Raw genomic sequence first — 20,271 nt, forward strand, 5'->3', positions numbered from 1 at the left:
GCCCAACGCCCCGGGGGCCGCATGACCACCGAAGAGCTGCGCGCCGCACTCACCGAACTCACCGGCGGGCGGGACGCCGTCTTCGCCTTCGCCGACGCCGACGAGCACGTCGCGCAGCTGCACGTGCAGAGCGCGATGCTGGTGCCCGAGGAGAACGACCACATGGTCAAGGTCACCGACGGCCAGAGCATCGCCATCATCGACGCCGCCCGTGTCTGCTGGGTGCGGATCGGGCCGCCCCAGCTCAATTCCTAGTGGATTGGATTCGTCAGAAGAAGCACACAACCTCCGGCCTCTTGGCCGTCACCGCGAATGGGAGTTAGAACATGGCAGCCAAGCAGATCGCCTTCGACACCGACGCCCGCGAGCGCATCCTCCGGGGCGTGCAGAAGCTCGCACAGGCCGTCAAGGTCACCCTCGGGCCCTCCGGCCGCGTCGTCGTGCTCCAGAAATCCTTCGGCGCGCCCACCGTCACCAAGGACGGCGTGACCGTCGCCAAGGAGATCGAGCTCGAGGATCCCTACGAGAACATGGGCGCCCAGATGGTCAAGGAGGTCGCCAGCAAGTCCTCCAAGGACGCCGGCGACGGCACCACCACCGCCACCGTCTACGCCGAGGCCATCTACGCCGAGGGCCTCAAGAACATCACCGCCGGCGCCAACGCCAACGAGGTGAAGCGCGGCATCGAGAAGGCCGTCGAGACCCTCGTCGCCGAGCTGCACGGCATGTCCAAGAAGGTCGGCTCCTCCAAGGAGATCGCCCAGGTCGGCGCCTGCAGCGCCAACCAGGACCAGCAGATCGGCGAGATCATCGCCGAGGCGATGGACAAGGTCGGCAAGGACGGCGTCATCACCGTCGAAGAGGGCAAGAGCCTCGAGACCGAGGTCGAGCTCGTCGAGGGCATGCAGTTCGACAAGGGCTACCTCAGCCCCCACTTCGTCACCGACACCACCGACATGGAGTGCGTGCTCGAGGACTGCTACGTCCTCATCCACGAGAAGAAGCTCAGCAACGCCAAGGACCTCGTGCCCGTGCTGGGCAAGGTGGCCGAGAGCGGCAAGGCGCTGCTCATCATCGCCGAGGACGTCGATAGCGACGCGCTGGCCATGCTCGTGGTCAACAAGCTCCGCGGCGTGCTGAAGGTCGCCGCCGTCAAGGCCCCGGGCTTCGGCGACCGCCGCAAGGCCATGCTCGAGGACATCGCCATCCTCACCGGCGGCACGGCCGTCATGGACGAGCTGGGCATCGACATCGAGAAGCTCGAGCTCAAGGAGCTCGGCCGCGCCAAGAAGGTGGTCATCGACAAGGACAACACCACCATCATCGAGGGCGCCGGCAAGTCCACCGACATCAAGGGCCGCATCGACCAGATCCGCCACCAGGTCGAGGCCGCCAGCAGCGACTACGACCGCGAGAAGCTCGAGGAACGCCTCGCCAAGCTCGCCGGCGGCGTCGCCCAGATCAACGTCGGTGCCGCCACCGAGGTCGAGATGAAGGAGAAGAAGGCCCGCGTCGAGGATGCCCTGCACGCCTCCCGCGCCGCCGTCGAGGAGGGCGTCCTGCCCGGCGGCGGCGTCGCCGTCCTGCGGGCCCGCACCAAGCTCGAGGCCCTCCGCAAGAAGCTGCCCGGCGACGAGGGCATCGGCGTGGACATCGTGCACCGCGCCGTGTCGGCCCCCATCAAGCAGATCGCGGCCAACTGCGACCTGGAGGGCTCGGTCATCGCCAGCAAGGTCGAGGAGGTCAAGGACGCCAGCTACGGCTTCAACGCGATGACCCGCGAGTTCGGCGACCTGGTCAAGATGGGCGTGATCGTGCCCACCAAGGTCGAGCGGGTGGCCCTCGAGAACGCCGCCAGCGTCGCCGGCCTGCTGCTCACCACCGAGGCCGCCATCGTCGAGCACAAGGACAAGAAGGCCAAGGTCCCGGCGGGTGCTGGGGCGGATGATTTCGACTATTGACAGAACGATGCGCCTGGACGCTTAATCACGTCCCTGCGCAATTGGGCAAAGGAGATTTCATATGTCGACGTTCAAGGTAAAACTAGAGGTGCAGGGTTTCAAGCTAGAGGTCGAGGGCGAGCGCGACGACATTCCGCTCATTGCAGAGAACATCGGACGGCAGTTCACATCGGCACTTGAGCCAGCGGCCAATATTGCAGAGGGCACACCACCTCGTCGGCCCATAGCAAACACAGCACCCGCGACTGCCCAATCGCCATCCAAGCCACGACGCAAGCGGAACCGACCAGCCACTGCTTCGGCTAGCGAGAACATCTTGAATTGGGATCACAATCCAGAAAGGTGGGGCAACCCTCTACAAACATGGACAACTGCCGAGAAGTCGATTTGGCTTTTGTATGTCTTGGAACATGAGCTTGGCCGCACAGCTGTTGCTGGACCTGTTCTCGCCGCGACCTTCAACCAACATTTTAAACAAGCCAAGACCGTTCACCCACCCAATGTCACAAGGGATCTTGGAAAGATCAAGACTGGCTCCAACTCTGATGTAGGCGAAGACACAACGACGTCACCGTCCGAATGGTACTTGACTAGCTCGGGCAAAAAGCGTGCGGTAAAGCTCATTGAGCAAGCACTGGGTGGCACCGGAGCGGAAGAAGAATCCGATTTACATGGGGCTGATTGAGAAACGACAAATTGCATCTCAACTGTCACCACCACTCGACGGGCTACTTGTCGCCCAGCTTGTCGATGAATATGTGTCTCTTGAACAGCGGTACATTCAGCGAGATTGGGGACCCGCTGAATTAGATGGGGGGCAGTTCTGCGAGGTACTAGCAAGACTCCTTCACCAAGCTGACTCCGGAACAACAAACCGCTCGAAAGACTTCGGCGAGTGTATCAGATATTTAGAGAATGACCAGGTTCCACACGCGGTCTCTCCTCGTCATGACGCCTTACACATCGGTCATGTACTTAGGATTGTCTATAAGTTTCGTAGTCAAAGAGGCAGTGTGCACATCTCTCCAAACTACACCCCAAACCAAATGGACTCTCGACTCATTAGTGAGAATGTGCGGTGGTGCATGCTCGAGACACTCCGTGTCTTTTCTCGATCACCTCGCGATGAAGTGGCCAAGGCGATCCGCGAGTTGCTTCAGTTTGATGTTCCATGCGTGGGCGTTTTTGAAGATCAGGTCCTTGTACAACGAACAGACTTGAGCGCCAAGGAAGAGTTGCTTGTGCTCCTGCACTTTGCTGGCGAGGCGGGATTCTCCCGTACCGAACTGGGGCGCCACGCAAAGCTGCCAGCGCCGACTGTTACCAAGAGCATCCAGGCACTCTGCGCGTCCGATTGCCGGCAGGCAATCGGTCTACCGAGCAGTAGATATCGTCTAACAGATCTGGGTGCCAAGCACGTCAGGGAGCACCTGGCACACAAGCTCGTTCTCTGATGTCAGCAGGCCAGCAGCGATTCCCGCTGCAGTCGCGTGGCACGATACACCTTCCGTTTCGGAAAATTGCCGCCAAAGACCCGAAGATCTGTCGCGCCCCGAAACCCCTTGCGAGCCCCCCACCACTTCGGCTATCCTGACCACCCGGGGCCGGCGCGGTCGCCGCCCCTGGCTTGAAGGCCCAAAACCCCGGGGGCAGCCATGAAGACCGAGACTCTGGCGATGGCGGCGGCGGTGCTGGCGGCGGCCGGCCTGGCGCACGGGCAGACCGAGTGGACGCGGTTCACCTTCGGCGGCGTGGGCGACATCTTCGAGGTGCAGGTGGACGTGACCGACGAGTTCCCCCACCTCCAGGTGACCGACGCCTTCCTGTCGGGCGATCGCTTCCGCGTCGAGATCCTGGACCGCCGGGTGTTCATCGAGGAGTTCGACTGCAGCGAGCCGACGACCGTCGGCGACGAGATCCTCGACGACTACGACGCGGCCCTCGCCGACGACCGCTGGAGCAGCGGCGAGCGGACGCTGGGCGTCCGGGGCTCGTTCGTGCAGATCCGCATCCACGTGACGGCCTCCCCCTTCGGCGGGGGCGGCGCGGCGTACCGCTTCACCGAGGCGCCCTGCCGCGCCGACATCGACGGCGACGGCGAACTGACGCTGTTCGACTTCCTGGGGTTCCAGAACTTCTTCGACGCGGGCGACCTGCGGGCGGACTTCGACGGCGACGGCGACCTCACGCTGTTCGACTTCCTGGCCTTCCAGAACGCCTTCGACCTGGGATGCGAGTAGGGAGACGGCCGCGAGCGCGCCCGTGCTCGCGAGCACGCGAGTAGACTCGCGGGCATGCCCCCGACGCCCGCCACGGAATCCGCGATCGACGCCGTCCGCCGCGTGTGGGGCTACGACGCGCTGCGGCCGCTGCAGTCGGCGGCGATCGAGGCGGGCGTGGCAGGCCGCGACGCCCTCGTGGTCCTGCCGACGGGCGGCGGCAAGAGCCTGTGCTACCAGGTGCCCCCGCTGGTGACGGGCCGGGCGACCGTCGTCGTCAGCCCGCTGATCGCCCTGATGCGCGACCAGGTGCGGGGGCTGGAGCTCAACGGCTACCCCGCTGCGGCGCTGCACTCGGCCGTCGACGCCGAGGATGCGCGGGCGATCGAGGCCAAGCTGCTCCACGGGGAACTCGACCTGGTGCTGGCCGCCCCCGAGCGGATGGTGACGCCGGGCTTCCGCGCCCTGCTGGCGCAGCTGGCCGATCGCGAGCGGCTCGGGGCGATCGCCGTCGACGAGGCGCACTGCATCAGCCAGTGGGGGCACGACTTCCGCCCCGAGTACCGCCGGCTCGCGGAGCTGCGGGAGATCGTGCCCGGCGCGGCGATGCAGGCCTTCACCGCGACCGCGACGCCCCGCGTGCGGCAGGACATCATCGAGCAGCTGGGGTTGGGCCGGGATGGTGAGCCGCCCGAAGTGCTCGTCGGCGTGTTCGACCGGCCCAATCTGACCTATCGCGTGCACGCGCGGCAGCCCGGGCAGCGGGCGGTGGTCCAGGCGGCCGAGGCGATCCAGCGGCATCGGTCCCGGGGCGAGTGCGGCGCGATCGTCTACTGCATCAGCCGCAAGGAGGCCGAGGAGTTCGCCCAGGGCCTCCGCACCGGCGGGCTGGATGCGCGGGCCTACCACGCCGGGCTGAACCCCAGGCAGCGGCACGACGTGGAGCGAGCGTTCACCAACGAGCAGCTCGACGTCGTGTGCGCCACGGTGGCCTTCGGCATGGGCATCGACCGCAGCAACGTGCGCCTGGTCGTGCACGCGGCGTGCCCCAAGAGCCTCGAGGCCTACCAGCAGGAGACCGGCCGCGCGGGCCGCGACGGCGAGCCCGCCGAGTGCCTGCTGCTGTACAGCCCGGGCGACGCCGCCCGCTGGGAGCGGCTCATCCGTCGGAGCTCGGACGAACTCGGCGGCGACGAGAAGGCCCTGCGCGCCCAGCTCACGCTCATCCGCGAGATGCAGCGCTTCGTGGCCGGGATGGCCTGCCGGCATAAGTCGCTCAGCGAGCACTTCGGCCAGGACTACGCGCCGCCGGACGGACGGCACAACTGCGGCGCCTGCGACGTGTGCCTGGGCGAGACCGAAGCCGACGAGGACGGCACGCGGACGGCCCAGATCCTGATGAGCGCCGTGGCGCGGCTCGACCAGCGCTGGGGCGCGGCCCACGTGGCCGACGTCGTCCGCGGCGCGAGCACCGAGAAGATCCGCGGCAATGGGCACGATGCGCTCAGCGTGCACGGCCTGCTCAAGGAGCGGACCAAGGCCGAGGTGATGATGTACCTCGACCAGCTCGTGGCGTACGGCGCCCTGGATCGACACCTGAGCGAGTCGCCCGGCGGGATGGGCTTCGAGACGCTCCGCTTCGGCGAGCGGGGCAACGCGGTGATGAAGGCCGAGGAGGCCGTCACGCTCGCGAGGCCCATGGGCGCGGGCAGCGTCCGCAGCGAGCGGGGCCGCAAGACCGGGGCCGCCGTGGACGCCTCGCCGCTGACCTACGAGCAGAAGGCCGTCTTCGATCGGCTGCGGGCGCTGCGGAGGTCGATCGCCAGCGAGCAAGCCATCCCGCCCTACATGGTCTTCGGCGACGCCACGCTTCGGGACATGGCACGGCGGATGCCCAGATCCCCGAGCGAGCTCCTCGCGGTCAAGGGCGTAGGCGAGGCGAAGCTGGAGGCGTTCGGGGAGGCGTTCCTCGAGGCGTTGACGAGCACCGAGGCCGACTAGCGGCGTGCGGCCATCCCCCATACCCTCCGCCCATGGCGACGCCTCGCAAGACCAAGCTCATCCCCACCGCCACCGACGCGCTGGCCGACCTCATGGACCGCGGCATCCTGTACGATGGGTGCACCATCCACGTGGGCGGGTTCGGGCTCTGCGGCATCCCCGAGCAGCTCATCATCGCGCTGCGGGATACCGGCGTGAAGGACATCACCTGCGTCAGCAACAACGCTGGCGTGGACGACTGGGGCCTGGGGCTGCTGCTGCAGACCCGCCAGATCAAGAAGATGGTGTCGAGCTACGTGGGCGAGAACGACACGTTCGCGAAGCAGTTCCTCAGCGGCGAGCTGGAGGTCGAGTTCAACCCGCAGGGGACGCTGGCCGAGCGGATCCGCGCGGGGGGGGCTGGCATCCCCGCCTTCTTCACGGCGACCGGTGCGGGCACGCAGATCGCCGAGGGCAAGGAGACGCGTGCGCTGCTGCCGACCCCCGCGCAGGCCCGCATCAACCGCGACGACTTCCGCGAGCGCGAGTTCGTGATGGAGACGGGCATCTACGCCGACCTCGCGCTGGTCAAGGCCGATACCGCCGACCCCTTCGGCAACCTGATCTATCGCAAGACGGCCCGCAACTTCAACCCGATGATGGCGACGGCGGCGGCCTTCGTCGTCGCCGAGGTGGACCAGATGGTCGCCCTGGGCGAGCTGGACGCCGACGAGATCCACACGCCGGGCAGCTTCGTGGATCGGGTGGTGCACACGACTAGCGAGAAGCGCATCGAGCAGCGGACGACGCGGTAGGCCATGGGCACGACGAACGCAAAGAAGCGGTTGATCGTCTCTCTGGGCCTGGCCGTGCTGGGCGTCGCGATGATCGCCATCGGCGGCATCGCGGTCCTCGTGCCGCCGATCCTCACCGGCATCGGCTTCCTGCTGCTGGCGTGGTACCACGGCACGAGCTAGCAACGGCTCACAGCCGGCCCGCGATCGACCAGCCCGCCGCCGTGAGCGAGATCGCGATGGCGATGACCAGCGCGATGTTGGAGGCCAGCCGGTTCCGGAGCGCCTCGCCGATCCAGGCGGTTCGGTTGTTGAGCAGCACGAGCGCGATCGCCAGCAGCGGGATGAAGCCCGCGCCGACGATGCCGTACCACTTCTGGGCCGCCCGGTAGTCGACGAAGAGCAGGCCGCAGGGCAGCACGGCGATCGCCAGCAGGTAGCCCCGGTAGGCCCAGGACCTGGTCGAGGCGCCGCGGGCCGTGCGGCCGGGCCGCATGCCCCACCAGTCGGCGAAGACGTAGGGCACCGCCTGCCATACTCCCAGCAGGCTGCTGAAGACGGCGCCGAACGCCCCGATGAGGAAAGCCCAGCGGAAGGCCCCGCCGAGCTCGCCGCCGATGAAGGCCGCGATGATCGGGATGACCGCGCTGCCGCCGAAGTCGATGTCGCCGCCCGCGACGCCCGCCGCCAGCACGACCATCGCGACGCCGAAGATGGCGGTCATGCCGTAGCCCACGAGCAGATCCAGCCGGCACAGCCGGAGCGACTCGGGGCCGCGGCGGCCGGTCTCCCGCATCCAGTAGGCGTAGCAGATGATGGTGAGCGTGCCGCCCACGCCGCCAACGAGCGCGATCGTCCACTCCAGCGCCCTGGCATCGGCGGGCGGCCGGGGCACGAAGCCCGCTAGCACGACGAGCGGATCGGGCCGCGTCGCGATCGCACTCGTAACGACCACGACGAACATCACCGCGATGCACGTCGCCATGACCCGCTGGAAGAGCGCAAAACCCCCGAGCAGCACCATGACCAAGCCGAGCGCGCTGCAGCCCACGCCGTAGAGCCACGCGTGCTCGATCGGCTGCATGCTCGAGAGCGTCACCATGCAGGCTTTCATCAGCGTGACGGCCACGAAGGGCGACCAGAACAGCAGGTACGCGCCGAAGACCGCCCACACGACCGGTCCGAGCCGCGTGCAGGCGCCCTCGAGGATGGTGGTGCCCGTGGCGAGCTGCCAGCGGGCGAGTTGCTCGTTGAGCACGAACTTCACGCCCGCGCCGACGAGCACCGCCCAGAGCACGGCCAGGCCGATCTGGCTGCCGGCGAACGCCGCCCCGCCCAGATCGCCCGCGCCGACGCCAGTGGCGGCCACCAGCACGCCGGGACCCACCAGCACCAGCAGCGTTCGCAGGCCCTGCGGTTGCTTCACCATGGCGGAGAGTGTACGGACCCCCGTGTGCGGCTAGGCGACGTCGACCGTGGGCAGGCGATCGACCACGCCGCGGAACAGATCGGCGGCGGCGGCCTCGCGGTAGAGCAGCGCGAGGGCATCGCGGCCCGCGCCGCCCATGCTCGCGGTGAGATCGCTGACGTACATCGCCAGGTAGCGGTTGAGCAGGGCCGCGTCACGCCACTCGGGCCGCGCGTCGGCGTGCATGAGCAGGTAGCGGCGCGTGGCGTCGGGGTGCGCCCGCGCGTGCGTGACCGAGGCGCTCAGCAGCCGGCTGACCTCCGCGAGCGTGCCACCGCCGTGCTCGGCCTCTAGGCCCCGGCGGATGACGTTGAGCCCCAGCGGCAGCGGCGCACCGGTCTGATCGTGCCACCACGCGCCTAGGTCAACCACCATCCGCAGGCCCATGCCCTCGAAGGCCAGCTGCGCCTCGTGGATCAGCACGCCCCCATCGGCCGCGCCGGCCAGCACCGCCGGCGCGACCTGCTGGAAGGGTCGGGCCTCCAGGGACACCCGCTCGCGTGCCTCGCCCAGCAGCAGGCGGAGCACCAGGGCCGCGGTGGTCCGCAGCCCGGGCACGATGATCGCCCGCGTTTTGCGGAGCTGCTCGATCGTCCGCACCGGCGCGTCGGCGGGCACCACCACCTTCGGTCCGTACCCCTCGCCGAAAGACGCGCCGCAATCGGTGATGGCGTAGCGGTCGGCCAGCGCGGGCCACGCCGCCGCCGAGATGGCGGTGATGTCCAGTTCGGCGTCGCCCGCGCTCGCGTTGAGGGCCTCGACGTCCTCGGCCATCGGGCGAAACGCGAAGCGGCCGGTCTCGATCGCGGGCGGCTCGACCAGCTCGCCCTCGGGATCACGCATGCCCGTCAGCGGCCACCACATCGCCATGTCGTCGGCATCGGGCGAGTGCGCGAGCGTGAGTTCGATCGGCCGGGCCATGGGCGAGCGTAGTCGGCCGCGGCCGTCGTGCCCGAGCCGCACCCGCGGACAACCCGCCGAAAGCGCTGGATGTCCGCGATGCCGTCGAGGGTGCGTCCGCGGTCCGTTGCGAGCGCGCCGCATTTCGTACGCGTGACGCCGACGATTCTTGACGTGTCACGCGGCGACGCGCACCGGGATGGGGAGCACTGCCCCGATCGCACCGCGAAGGAGAACACCCCATGGCACGCATCCTGGACACCATCCGCCGACGCAAGCTCGCCACCATCGCCCTCGTGGCCGCGGCCGCGGCCATATTTCCGATCACCGGCGTGGGATGCTCGGTGATCGGCATGGGCGGCTGGGAGGAGCGGGCCTATACGGCCGTCGTGGAGGACGGCCGCTTCGAGATCCGCGACTACGAGCCGGCCATCCTTGCCACCGCCACCAGCGACGGCACGTTCGGGAGCGCGAGCGGCGAGGCCTTCGGCGAGCTCGGCGGCTACATCTTCGGCAAGAACGCCGAGGAGGCATCCATCGCGATGACCGTGCCGGTGCAGCGGGTGCCGGTGGGCGCGCCCCGCATCGAGGTGCTGGACGGTGATGCCAACGCGACGACCGCCGCGGACGAGGCCTGGGAGATGGGCTTCTACATGCCCCGTGAGTGGTCGATGGCATCGCTGCCCGAGCCGACGTCCGATGCGGTCACGATCCGCGAGATTCCCGGCGAGACGATGGCGGTGTACCGATACTCGGGCGTGCAGCGCGGGAGCGACCTCGAGAAGTACGCCGGCGACCTGCTGGACTGGATCGACGCGAACGGCTACCTGCCCGCGGGCGAGGCGGAACTGGCGGCCTTCGATCCCCCCTGGACGCTGTGGTTCCTGCGGCGGAACGAGGTGCAGGTGCCGGTGCGGAAGGTCGGCCAGTAGCGGCCGAGCGCACGCGGCGTCAGCGTCGTTTCGGCCGGCCGCACTCGGGGCAGCGCGACGCATCACCGAGGTCGTAGCCGCAACCGACGCAGTGCCCGCGGCACGTGCGGACCAAACGCCGCACCGGGGCGGGCAGCCGAGAGAGTGCATAGAGCAGGACGGCGTACACGAGCCCGTTGGCCAGCAGGCCACTCCAGATCGGCAGGTACGGGAACCGCACGGCGCGGCCCCAGATCTGGAGCTCGGCAAGGCCCTCATCGACATGGCCGGAGAGCCCGCGCACGTCGTGGCCCCGCGTGTAGAACGTGGGCCACGGGGCGCCGGCCTCGAGGCCCCAGGCATAGGTCCGCCGCCGCATCGCAATCTCGCGCAGCCAGCGGGGCCTTGGATCGTCTGCCGCCTCGATCTCGGTCTCGCGGCGGAGCGCGCGGATCTGTGCGGCATGACCGATTGGAATCGGCTGGGTCGTCATGAAGCGTGTAGCCCCGAGCGACCATTCGCGGCGCACATGAACCTCGAGCTCCGGACTCGGCCGGTACGCGAACACCTCGGTTCGATAGCTCGGCCCGAACTCGTACCACAACACGCCGATGGGCGCCGATGTCGCGGAGAATACGAGCCCCAATCCGCCGAAGACCGCCAGGCGCCGGATCACGCTGGTCCAGCGGATGCTGGCGACGACTGGGAGCCGGGCGGCCAGTGTCAGGGCCTCGCGGCGGGGTTCTCGGCGGGCGCCGGCTCGCCGCGGCCGTTGGCGAACATGCGGCCCTGGTCGGGATCGATGAACTGCTCGGTGGTCGGGTGATGCACGTCGATGCGGTACTCGCCGCTCCAGCACGCCGTGCAGTAGCGATCCGGTCCGTGCGCGGCGCACCCGAGCATGCCATCCAGTGAGAGGAAACGCAGGCTATCCACGCCCAGGAACTGGCGGATCTGCTCGGGGTCCCGGCCGTTGGCGACCAGCTCGTTCTTGCGGGCGAAGTCCACGCCGAAGTAGCACGGGTGGCGGATGGGCGGGCAGCTGATGCGGAGGTGGATCTCGGCGGCGCCGGCGTCGTAGATCTGCCGCATCTTCAGCCGCGTCGTCGTGCCGCGGACGATCGAGTCGTCCACGACGACCACACGCTTGCCGCGGACGATCTCGCCGATGACGTTCAGCTTGAGGCGGACGGCGGTCTCCCGCTCGCCCTGCGTGGGCTTGATGAACGTACGGCCCACGTAGCGGTTGGGCACGATGCCCTCGCGGTAGGGCACGCCGCTGGCCCGCGCGTAGCCGTTGGCGGCCGACCGCCCCGAATCGGGCATCGGCATGACGTAGTCGGGTGGATCGTCGCGGAGCAGGTCGTCCTCGGCCCAGAGCGTCGCGCCCAGGTCCTCGCGGAACGTCTGCACGTTCTGGCCGAAGACCGTGCTCGCCGGGCTGGCGAAGTACACGTGCTCGAAGACGCACATCGCCGTTCGCTCGGCCGCGGGCGCGAACCGGCGGCTGGAGACGCCATCGAAGCCCAGCGTCACGATCTCGCCGGGCTCGACCTCCCGCTCGAAGGTCGCGCCGAGCACGTCGAAGGCCACCGTCTCGCTCGCAACCACGGGCGAACCGTCGGGCATCGTGCCCAGCGCCAGCGGGCGGAAGCCCCAGGGGTCCCGCGCGGCCTCGAGGCGGTCCTCGAACAACATCAGCAGGGAAAAGGCGCCCTGCAGCCGGCGGAGCGTGGCGGCGACGGGGTCTGGCGCGGCCTGCTGCTCGGGGCCGGCCAGAAGGTGGATGATGACCTCGGTGTCGCTGGTCGTCCGGAACAGGTGCCCCTGCTCGCCGAATCGCCGCCGCATCGCCCGCGCGTTGACGAGGTTGCCGTTGTGCGCCAGCGCAATCTGGCCCCGCGGCATGGTCTGCACCAGCGGCTGGGCGTTCAGGTCGCTGCTCTCGCCCGTGGTGCTATAGCGGTTGTGGCCGATGGTGGCGACGGGGTCGGCGGCCCTGAGCCGGACGAGCGTCAGCTCATCGAAGACCTCGGCCACCAGCCCCATGCCGGTGTGGCCCGTGATGGTCCGCCCCGACGTGCCCGCGATGCCCGCCGACTCCTGGCCGCGGTGCTGCTGGGCGTACAGGGCGGTGTACGCGTGGCCGACGGGGTCCGTGGTGCCCCAGACGCCGAAGACGGCGCACTTCTCCTTCTTCTCGCCGGCATCGGGCCAGCCGCCGCAACCGGGATCAACGGCCGCGGGCAGCTGGGGTAGGGCGACACGGGCGGGACTCTTTGGCATGCGCACCCCTCGTCCCACATGGTATGGGCCTCCCGCGACCGACCCCGGCCGGAATCCGGTTGATCCGAAGTTCTCGGCGGCCTTGAATCCCCTTCCCTGGCCCGCGGATGGGCCGGATCAGCCCCGCCGGCCCGCAGTCGCGGCTTGCCGGCCTGATCGCCGGACCCCGATGCGCCCCCATGATGGCGTATCGGACGCCTTCCGGCACCCTCGGAGGGCCCGTGCCCTTCGTGCGGACGGAGATGCAGCCATGGCTAACTACACCGGACCCAAGGTCCGCCTCAGCCGCCGCGTCGGCGTGCCCATCGAGGCCGTCGACAAGCACGCCAGCAACGAGCGGGTCCGCCAGCCGCCGGGCATCCATGGCGGCCGCGGCCGCCGGCCTCGGGACTACGGCATCCGCCTGACCGAGAAGCAGAAGCTCCGCTTCCACTACAACGTGGGCGAGAAGCAGTTCCGCCGCTTCGTCAAGGAGGCCAAGCGACTGCCCGGCAACTCGGGCGACATGCTGCTCGTGCTCCTCGAGCGTCGGCTGGACAACGTCATTCGCCGCATGGGCATCGCCCGCACCATCTGGGCGGCGCGGCAGATGGTGGCCCACGGCCACGTGCTGGTCGACGGCCGCAAGACCGATCGCCCCAGCTTCATGGTCAAGCCGGGCATGGAGATCTCCATCAAGGAGAAGACCCACAAGCTCTGCCGCGAGAACATGGAGAGCCTGCCGGGCCACGAGGTGCCCGAGTGGATCAGCCTCAACCCCGGCGAGCTGAAGGCAAAGATCGTCTCCGTCCCGCGGGCCGAGGAGATCCCCTTCCGCGTGAACACCAACCTCGTCATCGAGTTCTACCGCTTCTGAGCCTCCCGGTCGCGGGAGCCTCGGTCGCAGGATCGCGCGGCGGCGCGCGGGGGCCGGCATGCTCAAGTTCCTCCGCAAGCATACCAAGTGGCTGCTGATCATCTTCGGCGTGTTCCTGATGGTCGCCTTCACGGCGCCGCAGGCCATCACGCAGCTCAGCCAGGGCCTAGCCAACCCCACCGTCGCGACGCTGGACGGCAAGGACATCGACGCCCGTACGCTCGCCGAGGCCGAGCGGCAGATGGACGTCGCCGGCTTCATCGTGGGGTCCAGCCCGGCCTTCGCCGCCCTGCTGGACGACCGCAACACGGGCCTCCACTGGATCATGCTGACCACCGAGGCCGAGCGGGCCGGGCTCATGGGCATCCGCGAGGATGGCCGGCTCTGGCTCGAGGAGCTCGCCGAGCCCTTCGCGTTCGTCCAGCTCGAGTCCGAGCTCTCGCTCCGATACGGCCGGGACATCGCACGCCAGCTCGCGGGCTTCCAATGGAACAGCCTGGACCCCGAGATCCGGCAGGCCCGCATCGACCAGGCCTTCGGCGCACTCCAGCGGCCGCCTCCCGGCACCAGCGAGCGGGAGTACCACGAGGCGCTCAGCGCCGCCCGTGGCGTGCAGCGGCTCATCGACGGCTACTGGGACAGCGCCGCGCTGTCGGATGCCCGGGCCCGCCGCGAGAGCGCCCGGATCCAGCGCACCGCGAGCGTCGAGGCGTTCTGGATCGAGGCTGCGCGGTTCGCCGACGCCATGGGCGAGCCCACGGCCGAGCAGCTCGACGAGCACTACGCCCGCTTCGCGTCCACGGATGAGGGCGGCGGCGAATTCGGCATCGGGTACACGCTGCCTCCGCGGGTGACGCTGGAGATCCTCCAGATCGACCGCGCCGCGATCGAGGCCGGCATCGAGCCCGACAGCCTGGAGGTCCGCAAGCGCTACCAGCTGCAGGCCCGGGAGGACGAGCGGGCCGGCCGCGAGCCGCCGCCGTTCGCCGACGCCCGCGAGCGGATCGCCTCCGAGATGCGGCGGGAGATGGCCGAGGACGTGATCCGTGTCGCACGGCAGGCGTTCGTGGCCGCGATGTCCGAGGCGACCCGTGAGCTGCAATCCGACGGGCCCTACAAGCGGCTGCCCGAGGGCTTCGCCGCCCAGCGTCCCAGCTTCGAGACGATCGCCCGGCGGATGGTCGAGGCCGTCGCGCTGACCCGCGTCCCGCTGGCAGAGGGCGGCCGCGTCGAACTGCCCGAACCCACCGTCATCCGGCCCGAGGGCTGGCAGACCTTCGCCGACGTGTCGGCCATCGAGGGCTTCGCGTCCGCGATCCTGCAGGTGGGCTCCACCCCGCTGCCGGCGTCCCAGGCGATCTTTGCGGTGCGGGAACTGCGGGCCGACACGGGCGGACGACTGGCGATCCAGGCGGGGCTGCCCGCGGCCGACTCGCCCGTCGTGGATGCCGCCGGCAACGTCTACTTTTACACGGTGCTCGACGTCCGCGACCGCTCCGAGCCCGACGATCGTGCGGAGATCGCCGAGCGGCTCGTCGACGACTGGCGGACGCTGCAGGCCTTCCAGCGGCTCGAGGCATTGGCGTCGCAGACCCGCAACCGGGCGAGCACCGCGGGCCTGACCGCGGCCGCACTGCAGCTGGCCGAGGTGCTGCCGGGCGACATCGACACACCGGAGCTTGCGCAGCTCACCGTCACGCCGGCGCAGGTCGCCGGCGCGCCGCCGCTGAACCAGCCGGCCTTCCGCGACGAGATCATGGCGATCTTCGATGCGCTCGATCCGCTGGTGGACGTCGAGACGGTGCCGCCCGAGCAGCGGACCTTTGCCCAGCCGGTGCCATCCACGCTGACGCTCGGCGTCGGCATCGTCCGCGGCACGACGCCGCTCACCATCGAGGACTACCTCCGCAGCGCTGACCTGCTGAACCAGAACATCCGATTCAACGAGCTGCGGTCGCAGCTGGTCGACGGCCCCTTCGTCTTCGAAGCCATGCGGGAGCGGCTCGGCCTCGAGATCGTGTCCGAGGACGACGACCCGCGGGACGCCGCAGCCTCCGAATCCGAGCCAGAAGCCGAGACAGAGACCGCGACCGGCGAAGACGGCTGAAGCCTTCAGGCCTCCGGCGGTTCGAGATCGGACTGGGTGAGCGACTCCGGCAACTCATCGATCGTGGTCGCGTCCTCGATCGCGAACCGCCCCACCGCCGTCCGCCGCAGCCCCGCGAGCATGCCGCCCGTCCCGAGCGCATGGCCCACGTCCCGCGCCAGGCTGCGGATGTAGACGCCCTTGCCGCACCGAACTCCGAGCGTCAGCATCGGCCACGCGTACCCGAGCGCGGCGATCGCGTGGATCTCGACGCGGCGCGGGGCCAGATCCGGCGGCGCGCCGGCGCGAGCCAGCGCGTACGCACGGCGGCCGCCGACCTTGATGGCGCTGTAGGCCGGCGGCACCTGGTCGATCTCGCCGACAAAGCCACGGAGCGCGGCGCGGATCGCGTCGTCGGTCGGCGGCCCGGCGACGCGGACGGGCCGGCGTGCGCCCTCGCGGTCGTCGGTGTCGGAGAACGCCGACAGGTCGACCTTGGCCACGTACCGCTTCTCGCCGGCCATGACGCGGTCGCAGAGCTTGGTGGCGCGACCGCACAGCACGACGAGCACCCCGCTGGCGAGCGGGTCGAGCGTGCCGCCGTGGCCGACCTTGACCCGCTTGGGCGCGCCGCCGCGCCGCAGCTTCGCGCGGACGATGGCGCACGCCTTCATCGAGCTGGGGCCGATGGGCTTGTCGATCACCAGCAGGCCGCTGATGGGGGGCGCGGGCTCGGTCATCGCAGCCGATCCGCGTCGCGAGCGGGCACGATGGACACCGCCACGGGCTTGCCCCGGGAGTAGTTGAAGCCCCGCTCGGTCGGGTAGCCCTCGGGCGGCGCGGCCAGGCGGTCGTGCTGCACCACCAGGAGCGCACCGGGATTGGATGCGGCCCACGTCCGCCACTGATCGTCGGCGAGTCGCTGCGCCCGGCCGCGGGTCGCGAAGATGAGGCTGTCCTCGTGGTAGCCGACCAGGCCGACGGCGGCGGTCTCGTCGGCGGCGCGCAGGGCGGCGGCGATGCGGGGCGACAGATCGACGACGGACGCGCCGGGCAGCCCCACGCCGATCATCGCCCACCAGGCCATGACCGCCCCGGCGACCGCGGCGACCTGGGCTGCGAGGTACCGGCGGCGGCGGATCGCCAGCAGCATCGAGACGCCCGGCACCGCGAAGGCGATCGCGAGGATGGCCGCGGCGGCCGAGGCGGCGGCGACGCGATCGTCGTGCGCCGCGAGGGCGATGCCGATCCCGCCCGCGGCGACGATCACGCCGACGCCGAAGAGTGCCCAGAGCCACGCGAGCGCACGGAACCACCCGCGCCGGACGATCGCCGCCGAGCCGCGCACGACCGGAGGCATGGCCCGCGCCGCCAGCAGCGCGAGCGCCGGGTACAGCGGCATCGTGTAGTGCGGCAGCTTGGTGCTGACCAGCTCGAACACGATCCAGGACGGCACGATCCAGGCGAGCAGGAACGCCTCGGCCGGCCGGTCGTACACGAGGGCGCGCAGCGTCGCGGCGGTGCGAGACAACCAGCCAGGGCCCTTCGCCGCTCGCTTCGCACGAAGCCACGGCCGCACCACGCCGTATCCCAGCAGCAGCGTGCCGGGCCAGAGCAGTGCGAGCACGAGCAGCAGGTGGTAGCCGGGTGGGCCCGAGTGGCCCTCCTTCGCGGACACGCTGCGGCCCAGCGTCTCGTCGTGGATGATGGCTACGTACTCGCCGAAGCCCACGTGGGTGGCGACGGCGAGCACCCAGGGCGCTACTACGAGCACGGCGAGGAAGACGCCCCAGATGGGACGGATGCCGCTCAGGGGTCGCCACGTCCGGCCGGCGAGCGCGAGCGCCGCGACCGCCAGCAGCGCAACCATGGGCGTGATCGGCCCCTTGGTGAGCACGCCCAGGCCGACGGCAAGCCAGAATGCCGCCGCCCATCCGCGGGATCGCGTGCGGAGGGTCGTCCACAGCAGCAGCATCGCGAGGGTCGTGACGCAGACGAGCAGGTGGTCGGCCCGGGCCTGCCGCGCTTCCCAGACGAAGATTGGGCACGCCGCGAGCATGCCGGCCGCCAGGATCCCGACGCGCGGGCCGAACATGCGGCAGCCCAGCCGCCAGGTGAGCAGCACGGTGCCAACGGCGGCGAGCAGCGACGGCACACGGTACATCCAGATGGCATCGCGCATCGGCTCGAAGCCGGTGAGCACCGCCGCCGACGCCGCCTGCGCCCAGTAGATGAGCGGCGGCTTGTTGAGCCGCGGCGTGTCCTGCACCATGGGCACGACGAGGCCGCCGGCGTGCAGGGCCGGATCGCGCTCGGCGGGTGTCAGCAGGACGGCCTCGAGCATCTGCCGGCTGGCCTGCGCGAAGCGGGCCTCGTCGCGGTCGATGGTCGGCAGGCGGAAGAAGCCCGGGAGGAAGGCGGCGAGGCACAACGCGACGAGCGCGAGCCCGCCCCCGGTGCGGCCGTACCATTTCGCTCCCCGCCAGGCCGCGGGACGATCACTCTGGGCGCCGGATGGTGCGGTGAGGAACGCGAGCATGGGGCCCAGCGGGCTGCAACGGGCGTGGGACTATAACCGGGGGGTTCCGGCGTGGCTGCGGCCCGCGGCGATCGGCTTCGACGCGCTGATGACCGGCGTCTTCCGGTCGTGGGTCTGGACGGGCCTGCCGTCGCGGCGGCAGTGGGCGCGGCCGCTGCTCGTGGGCGTGCTCGTCGGCCTGCTGCTGCTGCCGCTCGACGGCATGCTGATCGAGCTGGCGCGATGGATCGACCGCGAGCGCATCGTCGGCGGCGACGTCCGCCGCGTGCTGGTGACCCTCGGCGAGTATGGCCAGGGCGTGTGGCTGGTGCTGGTCGCCATCGCGGTCTGGTGCCTGCACCCCGCCGGGCGGCGACGACTGGCGGACCTTGCGCTGGCCGTCCCCGTGCTGCTGGTGCTGGTCAACGCCGGCAAGATGCTCATCGGCCGGCCCCGCCCCCGCGACGGCATGGCCGACCTCTATGGCTCGATCGACTTCCTCGGCCCGCTGGGGCAGCACCCCTTCGCGGCGGCGGCCCACGAGGATGCCGTCGGCGTGCGGCACGCCTGGCAGATCCTGCCCCCGGCGGACCTGAGCGACATCCACTCCATGCCGTCGAGCCACACGGCCTTCGCCTTCCTGCTGTCGGCCTTCTTGGCGTGCGCGTACCCGGCGATCGCGAGGCTGGCCTTCGTGCTGGCCGTGATCGTTGCCGTGTCGCGGGTCATCGAGCGGGCGCACTGGCCGAGCGATACCGCACTGGGGGCGGCCCTCGGGCTGGCGGTCGGGCTGGTCTTCGTGCGTCGAGAGCTCGGCCAGCGGCTTGTCGACGCCGTGCGGCGGTGGCTGGGCTACGCACCGGTCTTCCGGCCCCAGGCGTCAACGGCCGCGTAGGCGACCTGGGCTCGCGTCGGCCGCGGATGGAGCCCCCGCCGCCTATCCTGCGGGCCCGCAATCGGGACCCACTAGTGGAGCGGTGGCCGAGCGGTTTAAGGCGCACGATTGGAATTCGTGTGGGGGTGCAAGCCCCTCGTGGGTTCGAATCCCACCCGCTCCGTTCCGCGTCGGCCCTGCCCGCGGCGATTCGTGCGATGGAATGAACGGTCGCCGCTACGCCGCGGTCGCTGCGGGGTCGGCCGCCTCCCGGCGAGCGTCGCCGATGGCAGCGGGCATGGTGAAGCGGAAGGTCGCTCCGCCTCCGGGCGTGTCGTCGATCCAGATCTCGCCCGAGGCCCGCTCGACGATCCGCCGGCAGACGCACAGGCCGACGCCGGTGCCGCCCGGCTCGTCGCTGAGCCGCTGGAAGACCTTGAACGCCCGCTCGCGGTCGGCCTCGGGGATGCCCGGGCCGTTGTCCTGCACGAAGATCTCGACGCGGTCGCCGCGCTGGGTGGCGCCGATGCGCAGCGTCGAGCCGGCTTGTGGGCAGCCGTACTTGAGGGCGTTGGTCATGAGGTTCTCGAGCACGCGGCGCAGGCTGGCGCGATCGGTCTCGACCGCGGGCAGGTCCTCGTCGGCGACGATGGCCACGCCCCGCTGCGCGGCCCGGGGCTGCAGCGAGACCCGCATCTCGTGCACGAGCTCCGAAAGGTCGACCGGCTCGGGATGCCATTCGCTGCGGCCGACGCGCGAGAGGATCAGCAGATCGTCGATCATGGCGGTCGCGTTGCGGCAGGTCCGCTGGATGACCGCCAGCGCGTCGTGGATCGAGTCGCGATCGCGGGCCTCGCACGCAGCGTGGAGCAACTCGCAATAGCCCTGGATGGTCAGCAGCGGCGACTTGAGGTCGTGCGACGCCGCGTAGGTGAACTCCTGCATCTCGGCGTTGGCCAGCTCGATGCGGCGGTGGGCCTCATCGAGCTGGTTCTGCACGCCCTGGCGGTGCAGCGCGTAGCGGATCGCGCGGCCGAGCAGCGGCGTGAGTACGTCTGCCTTGGCAATGTAGTCCTGCGCCCCGAGCTCGAGCGCGCGGTAGGCGAGGACGCCGGGATCGCTGCCCGTGAGCGCAATGACCGCGGCGTCGGGGGCGGCCTCCTTGACGGCGCGAATGGTCTCGATGCCGTGGCTGTCGGGCAGATCGAGATCAGCCAGGACCACGTCGGCGGGCGCCGCCGAGATCTGCTCGATGGCGGCGGCGAGACGCTCGGCGTGCAGCACCTCGTGCTCGGGACCCAGCTGGTCCCGCAGGGCGCGTTTCAGCAGGTGCAGATCGCTCGGATTGTCCTCGAGGGCCAGGATCCGCATGGGTGCTCTCCTCGGGTCGGCGGCCGGATCGGCGGCGGGATCGCCGC

19 protein-coding genes and 1 tRNA gene are annotated in these 20,271 nt (G+C 70.0%); 13 read left to right on the forward strand and 7 right to left on the reverse strand.

All coding sequences use genetic code 11. From position 1 onward, the window contains the following. Positions 1-21: 21 nt before the first annotated feature. The 8 genes from AAFX79_11860 to AAFX79_11895 all read left to right on the forward strand — a co-directional run bounded on the left by AAFX79_11860 (position 22) and on the right by AAFX79_11895 (position 7,137). Complete coding sequence (locus AAFX79_11860; GenBank protein MEO1009252.1) at positions 22-255, forward strand: hypothetical protein; 234 nt, start codon at positions 22-24, stop codon at positions 253-255. Between the two features lie 71 nt (positions 256-326). After that, a complete protein-coding gene (gene groL / locus AAFX79_11865; GenBank protein MEO1009253.1) occupies positions 327-1,961 on the forward strand; it encodes a chaperonin GroEL in 1,635 nt (544 codons plus the stop codon). Between the two features lie 61 nt (positions 1,962-2,022). Continuing rightward, on the forward strand, positions 2,023-2,646 hold the full coding sequence (locus tag AAFX79_11870; GenBank protein ID MEO1009254.1) for a hypothetical protein: 624 nt from the start codon (positions 2,023-2,025) through the stop codon (positions 2,644-2,646). Between the two features lie 400 nt (positions 2,647-3,046). Beyond that, positions 3,047-3,415: a hypothetical protein gene (locus AAFX79_11875; GenBank protein ID MEO1009255.1), complete on the forward strand. Its 369-nt coding sequence runs from the start codon at positions 3,047-3,049 to the stop codon at positions 3,413-3,415. A 201-nt stretch (positions 3,416-3,616) separates the two neighbouring features. Next, entirely contained in the window at positions 3,617-4,201 is a 585-nt protein-coding gene (locus AAFX79_11880; GenBank protein MEO1009256.1) for a GC-type dockerin domain-anchored protein, read from the forward strand. A gap of 54 nt (positions 4,202-4,255) precedes the next feature. After that, positions 4,256-6,181, forward strand: a complete 1,926-nt coding sequence (locus tag AAFX79_11885; GenBank protein ID MEO1009257.1) for an ATP-dependent DNA helicase RecQ — start codon at positions 4,256-4,258, stop codon at positions 6,179-6,181. Positions 6,182-6,273: 92 nt separating this feature from the next. Then, on the forward strand, positions 6,274-6,975 hold the full coding sequence (locus AAFX79_11890) for a CoA transferase subunit A (protein ID MEO1009258.1): 702 nt from the start codon (positions 6,274-6,276) through the stop codon (positions 6,973-6,975). Positions 6,976-6,978: 3 nt separating this feature from the next. Then, positions 6,979-7,137 carry a hypothetical protein gene (locus AAFX79_11895; GenBank protein ID MEO1009259.1) on the forward strand — a complete coding sequence of 53 codons (159 nt, stop codon included), beginning with the start codon at positions 6,979-6,981 and terminating at the stop codon, positions 7,135-7,137. Between the two features lie 7 nt (positions 7,138-7,144). Here AAFX79_11895 and AAFX79_11900 read toward each other — a convergent pair whose 3' ends face one another. Next, the gene (locus tag AAFX79_11900; protein ID MEO1009260.1) at positions 7,145-8,383 is read right to left on the reverse strand and encodes an Nramp family divalent metal transporter; all 1,239 of its coding nucleotides are present in this window, start codon (positions 8,381-8,383) and stop codon (positions 7,145-7,147) included. Between the two features lie 30 nt (positions 8,384-8,413). After that, positions 8,414-9,343 (reverse strand): MqnA/MqnD/SBP family protein, encoded by a 930-nt coding sequence (locus tag AAFX79_11905; GenBank protein ID MEO1009261.1) that lies wholly within the window; start codon positions 9,341-9,343, stop codon positions 8,414-8,416. A gap of 221 nt (positions 9,344-9,564) precedes the next feature. On the opposite strand from AAFX79_11905, the gene AAFX79_11910 reads away from it, so the two are divergent. Next, the gene (locus tag AAFX79_11910) at positions 9,565-10,254 is read left to right on the forward strand and encodes a heme-binding protein (protein MEO1009262.1); all 690 of its coding nucleotides are present in this window, start codon (positions 9,565-9,567) and stop codon (positions 10,252-10,254) included. 19 nt (positions 10,255-10,273) lie between these two features. Here the strand turns inward: AAFX79_11910 and AAFX79_11915 are convergent, their stop codons facing one another. Next, positions 10,274-10,909: a hypothetical protein gene (locus AAFX79_11915; GenBank protein ID MEO1009263.1), complete on the reverse strand. Its 636-nt coding sequence runs from the start codon at positions 10,907-10,909 to the stop codon at positions 10,274-10,276. A gap of 47 nt (positions 10,910-10,956) precedes the next feature. Next, the gene (purF, locus tag AAFX79_11920) at positions 10,957-12,519 is read right to left on the reverse strand and encodes an amidophosphoribosyltransferase (GenBank protein MEO1009264.1); all 1,563 of its coding nucleotides are present in this window, start codon (positions 12,517-12,519) and stop codon (positions 10,957-10,959) included. Between the two features lie 250 nt (positions 12,520-12,769). Here purF and rpsD point away from each other — a divergent pair, with 250 nt between their 5' ends. After that, positions 12,770-13,375, forward strand: coding sequence for a 30S ribosomal protein S4 (gene rpsD / locus AAFX79_11925; protein ID MEO1009265.1), 606 nt, complete (start codon positions 12,770-12,772; stop codon positions 13,373-13,375). A 58-nt stretch (positions 13,376-13,433) separates the two neighbouring features. Further along, positions 13,434-15,482 carry a hypothetical protein gene (locus AAFX79_11930; GenBank protein MEO1009266.1) on the forward strand — a complete coding sequence of 683 codons (2,049 nt, stop codon included), beginning with the start codon at positions 13,434-13,436 and terminating at the stop codon, positions 15,480-15,482. A gap of 5 nt (positions 15,483-15,487) precedes the next feature. Here AAFX79_11930 and truB read toward each other — a convergent pair whose 3' ends face one another. Together truB and AAFX79_11940 are read right to left on the reverse strand one after the other, a co-directional pair. Then, the gene (truB, locus tag AAFX79_11935; GenBank protein MEO1009267.1) at positions 15,488-16,201 is read right to left on the reverse strand and encodes a tRNA pseudouridine(55) synthase TruB; all 714 of its coding nucleotides are present in this window, start codon (positions 16,199-16,201) and stop codon (positions 15,488-15,490) included. Continuing rightward, positions 16,198-18,000 carry a glycosyltransferase family 39 protein gene (locus tag AAFX79_11940; protein MEO1009268.1) on the reverse strand — a complete coding sequence of 601 codons (1,803 nt, stop codon included), beginning with the start codon at positions 17,998-18,000 and terminating at the stop codon, positions 16,198-16,200. Before AAFX79_11940 ends, truB begins: the two co-directional genes overlap by 4 nt. Between AAFX79_11940 and AAFX79_11945 the strand changes: the two genes are divergently transcribed. Together AAFX79_11945 and AAFX79_11950 are read left to right on the forward strand one after the other, a co-directional pair. Then, positions 17,984-18,874: a phosphatase PAP2 family protein gene (locus AAFX79_11945; protein ID MEO1009269.1), complete on the forward strand. Its 891-nt coding sequence runs from the start codon at positions 17,984-17,986 to the stop codon at positions 18,872-18,874. The two genes, AAFX79_11940 and AAFX79_11945, sit on opposite strands and share 17 nt — an antisense overlap. A 76-nt stretch (positions 18,875-18,950) precedes the next feature. Further along, positions 18,951-19,037, forward strand: a tRNA-Ser gene (locus AAFX79_11950). Between the two features lie 53 nt (positions 19,038-19,090). On the opposite strand, the gene AAFX79_11955 is transcribed toward AAFX79_11950, so the two are convergent. Then, on the reverse strand, positions 19,091-20,224 hold the full coding sequence (locus tag AAFX79_11955; GenBank protein MEO1009270.1) for a hybrid sensor histidine kinase/response regulator: 1,134 nt from the start codon (positions 20,222-20,224) through the stop codon (positions 19,091-19,093). Positions 20,225-20,271 lie beyond the last annotated feature (47 nt).

The sequence above is a fragment of the Planctomycetota bacterium genome (assembly GCA_039819165.1).
Taxonomy (GTDB): domain Bacteria; phylum Planctomycetota; class Phycisphaerae; order Phycisphaerales; family UBA1924; genus JAHCJI01.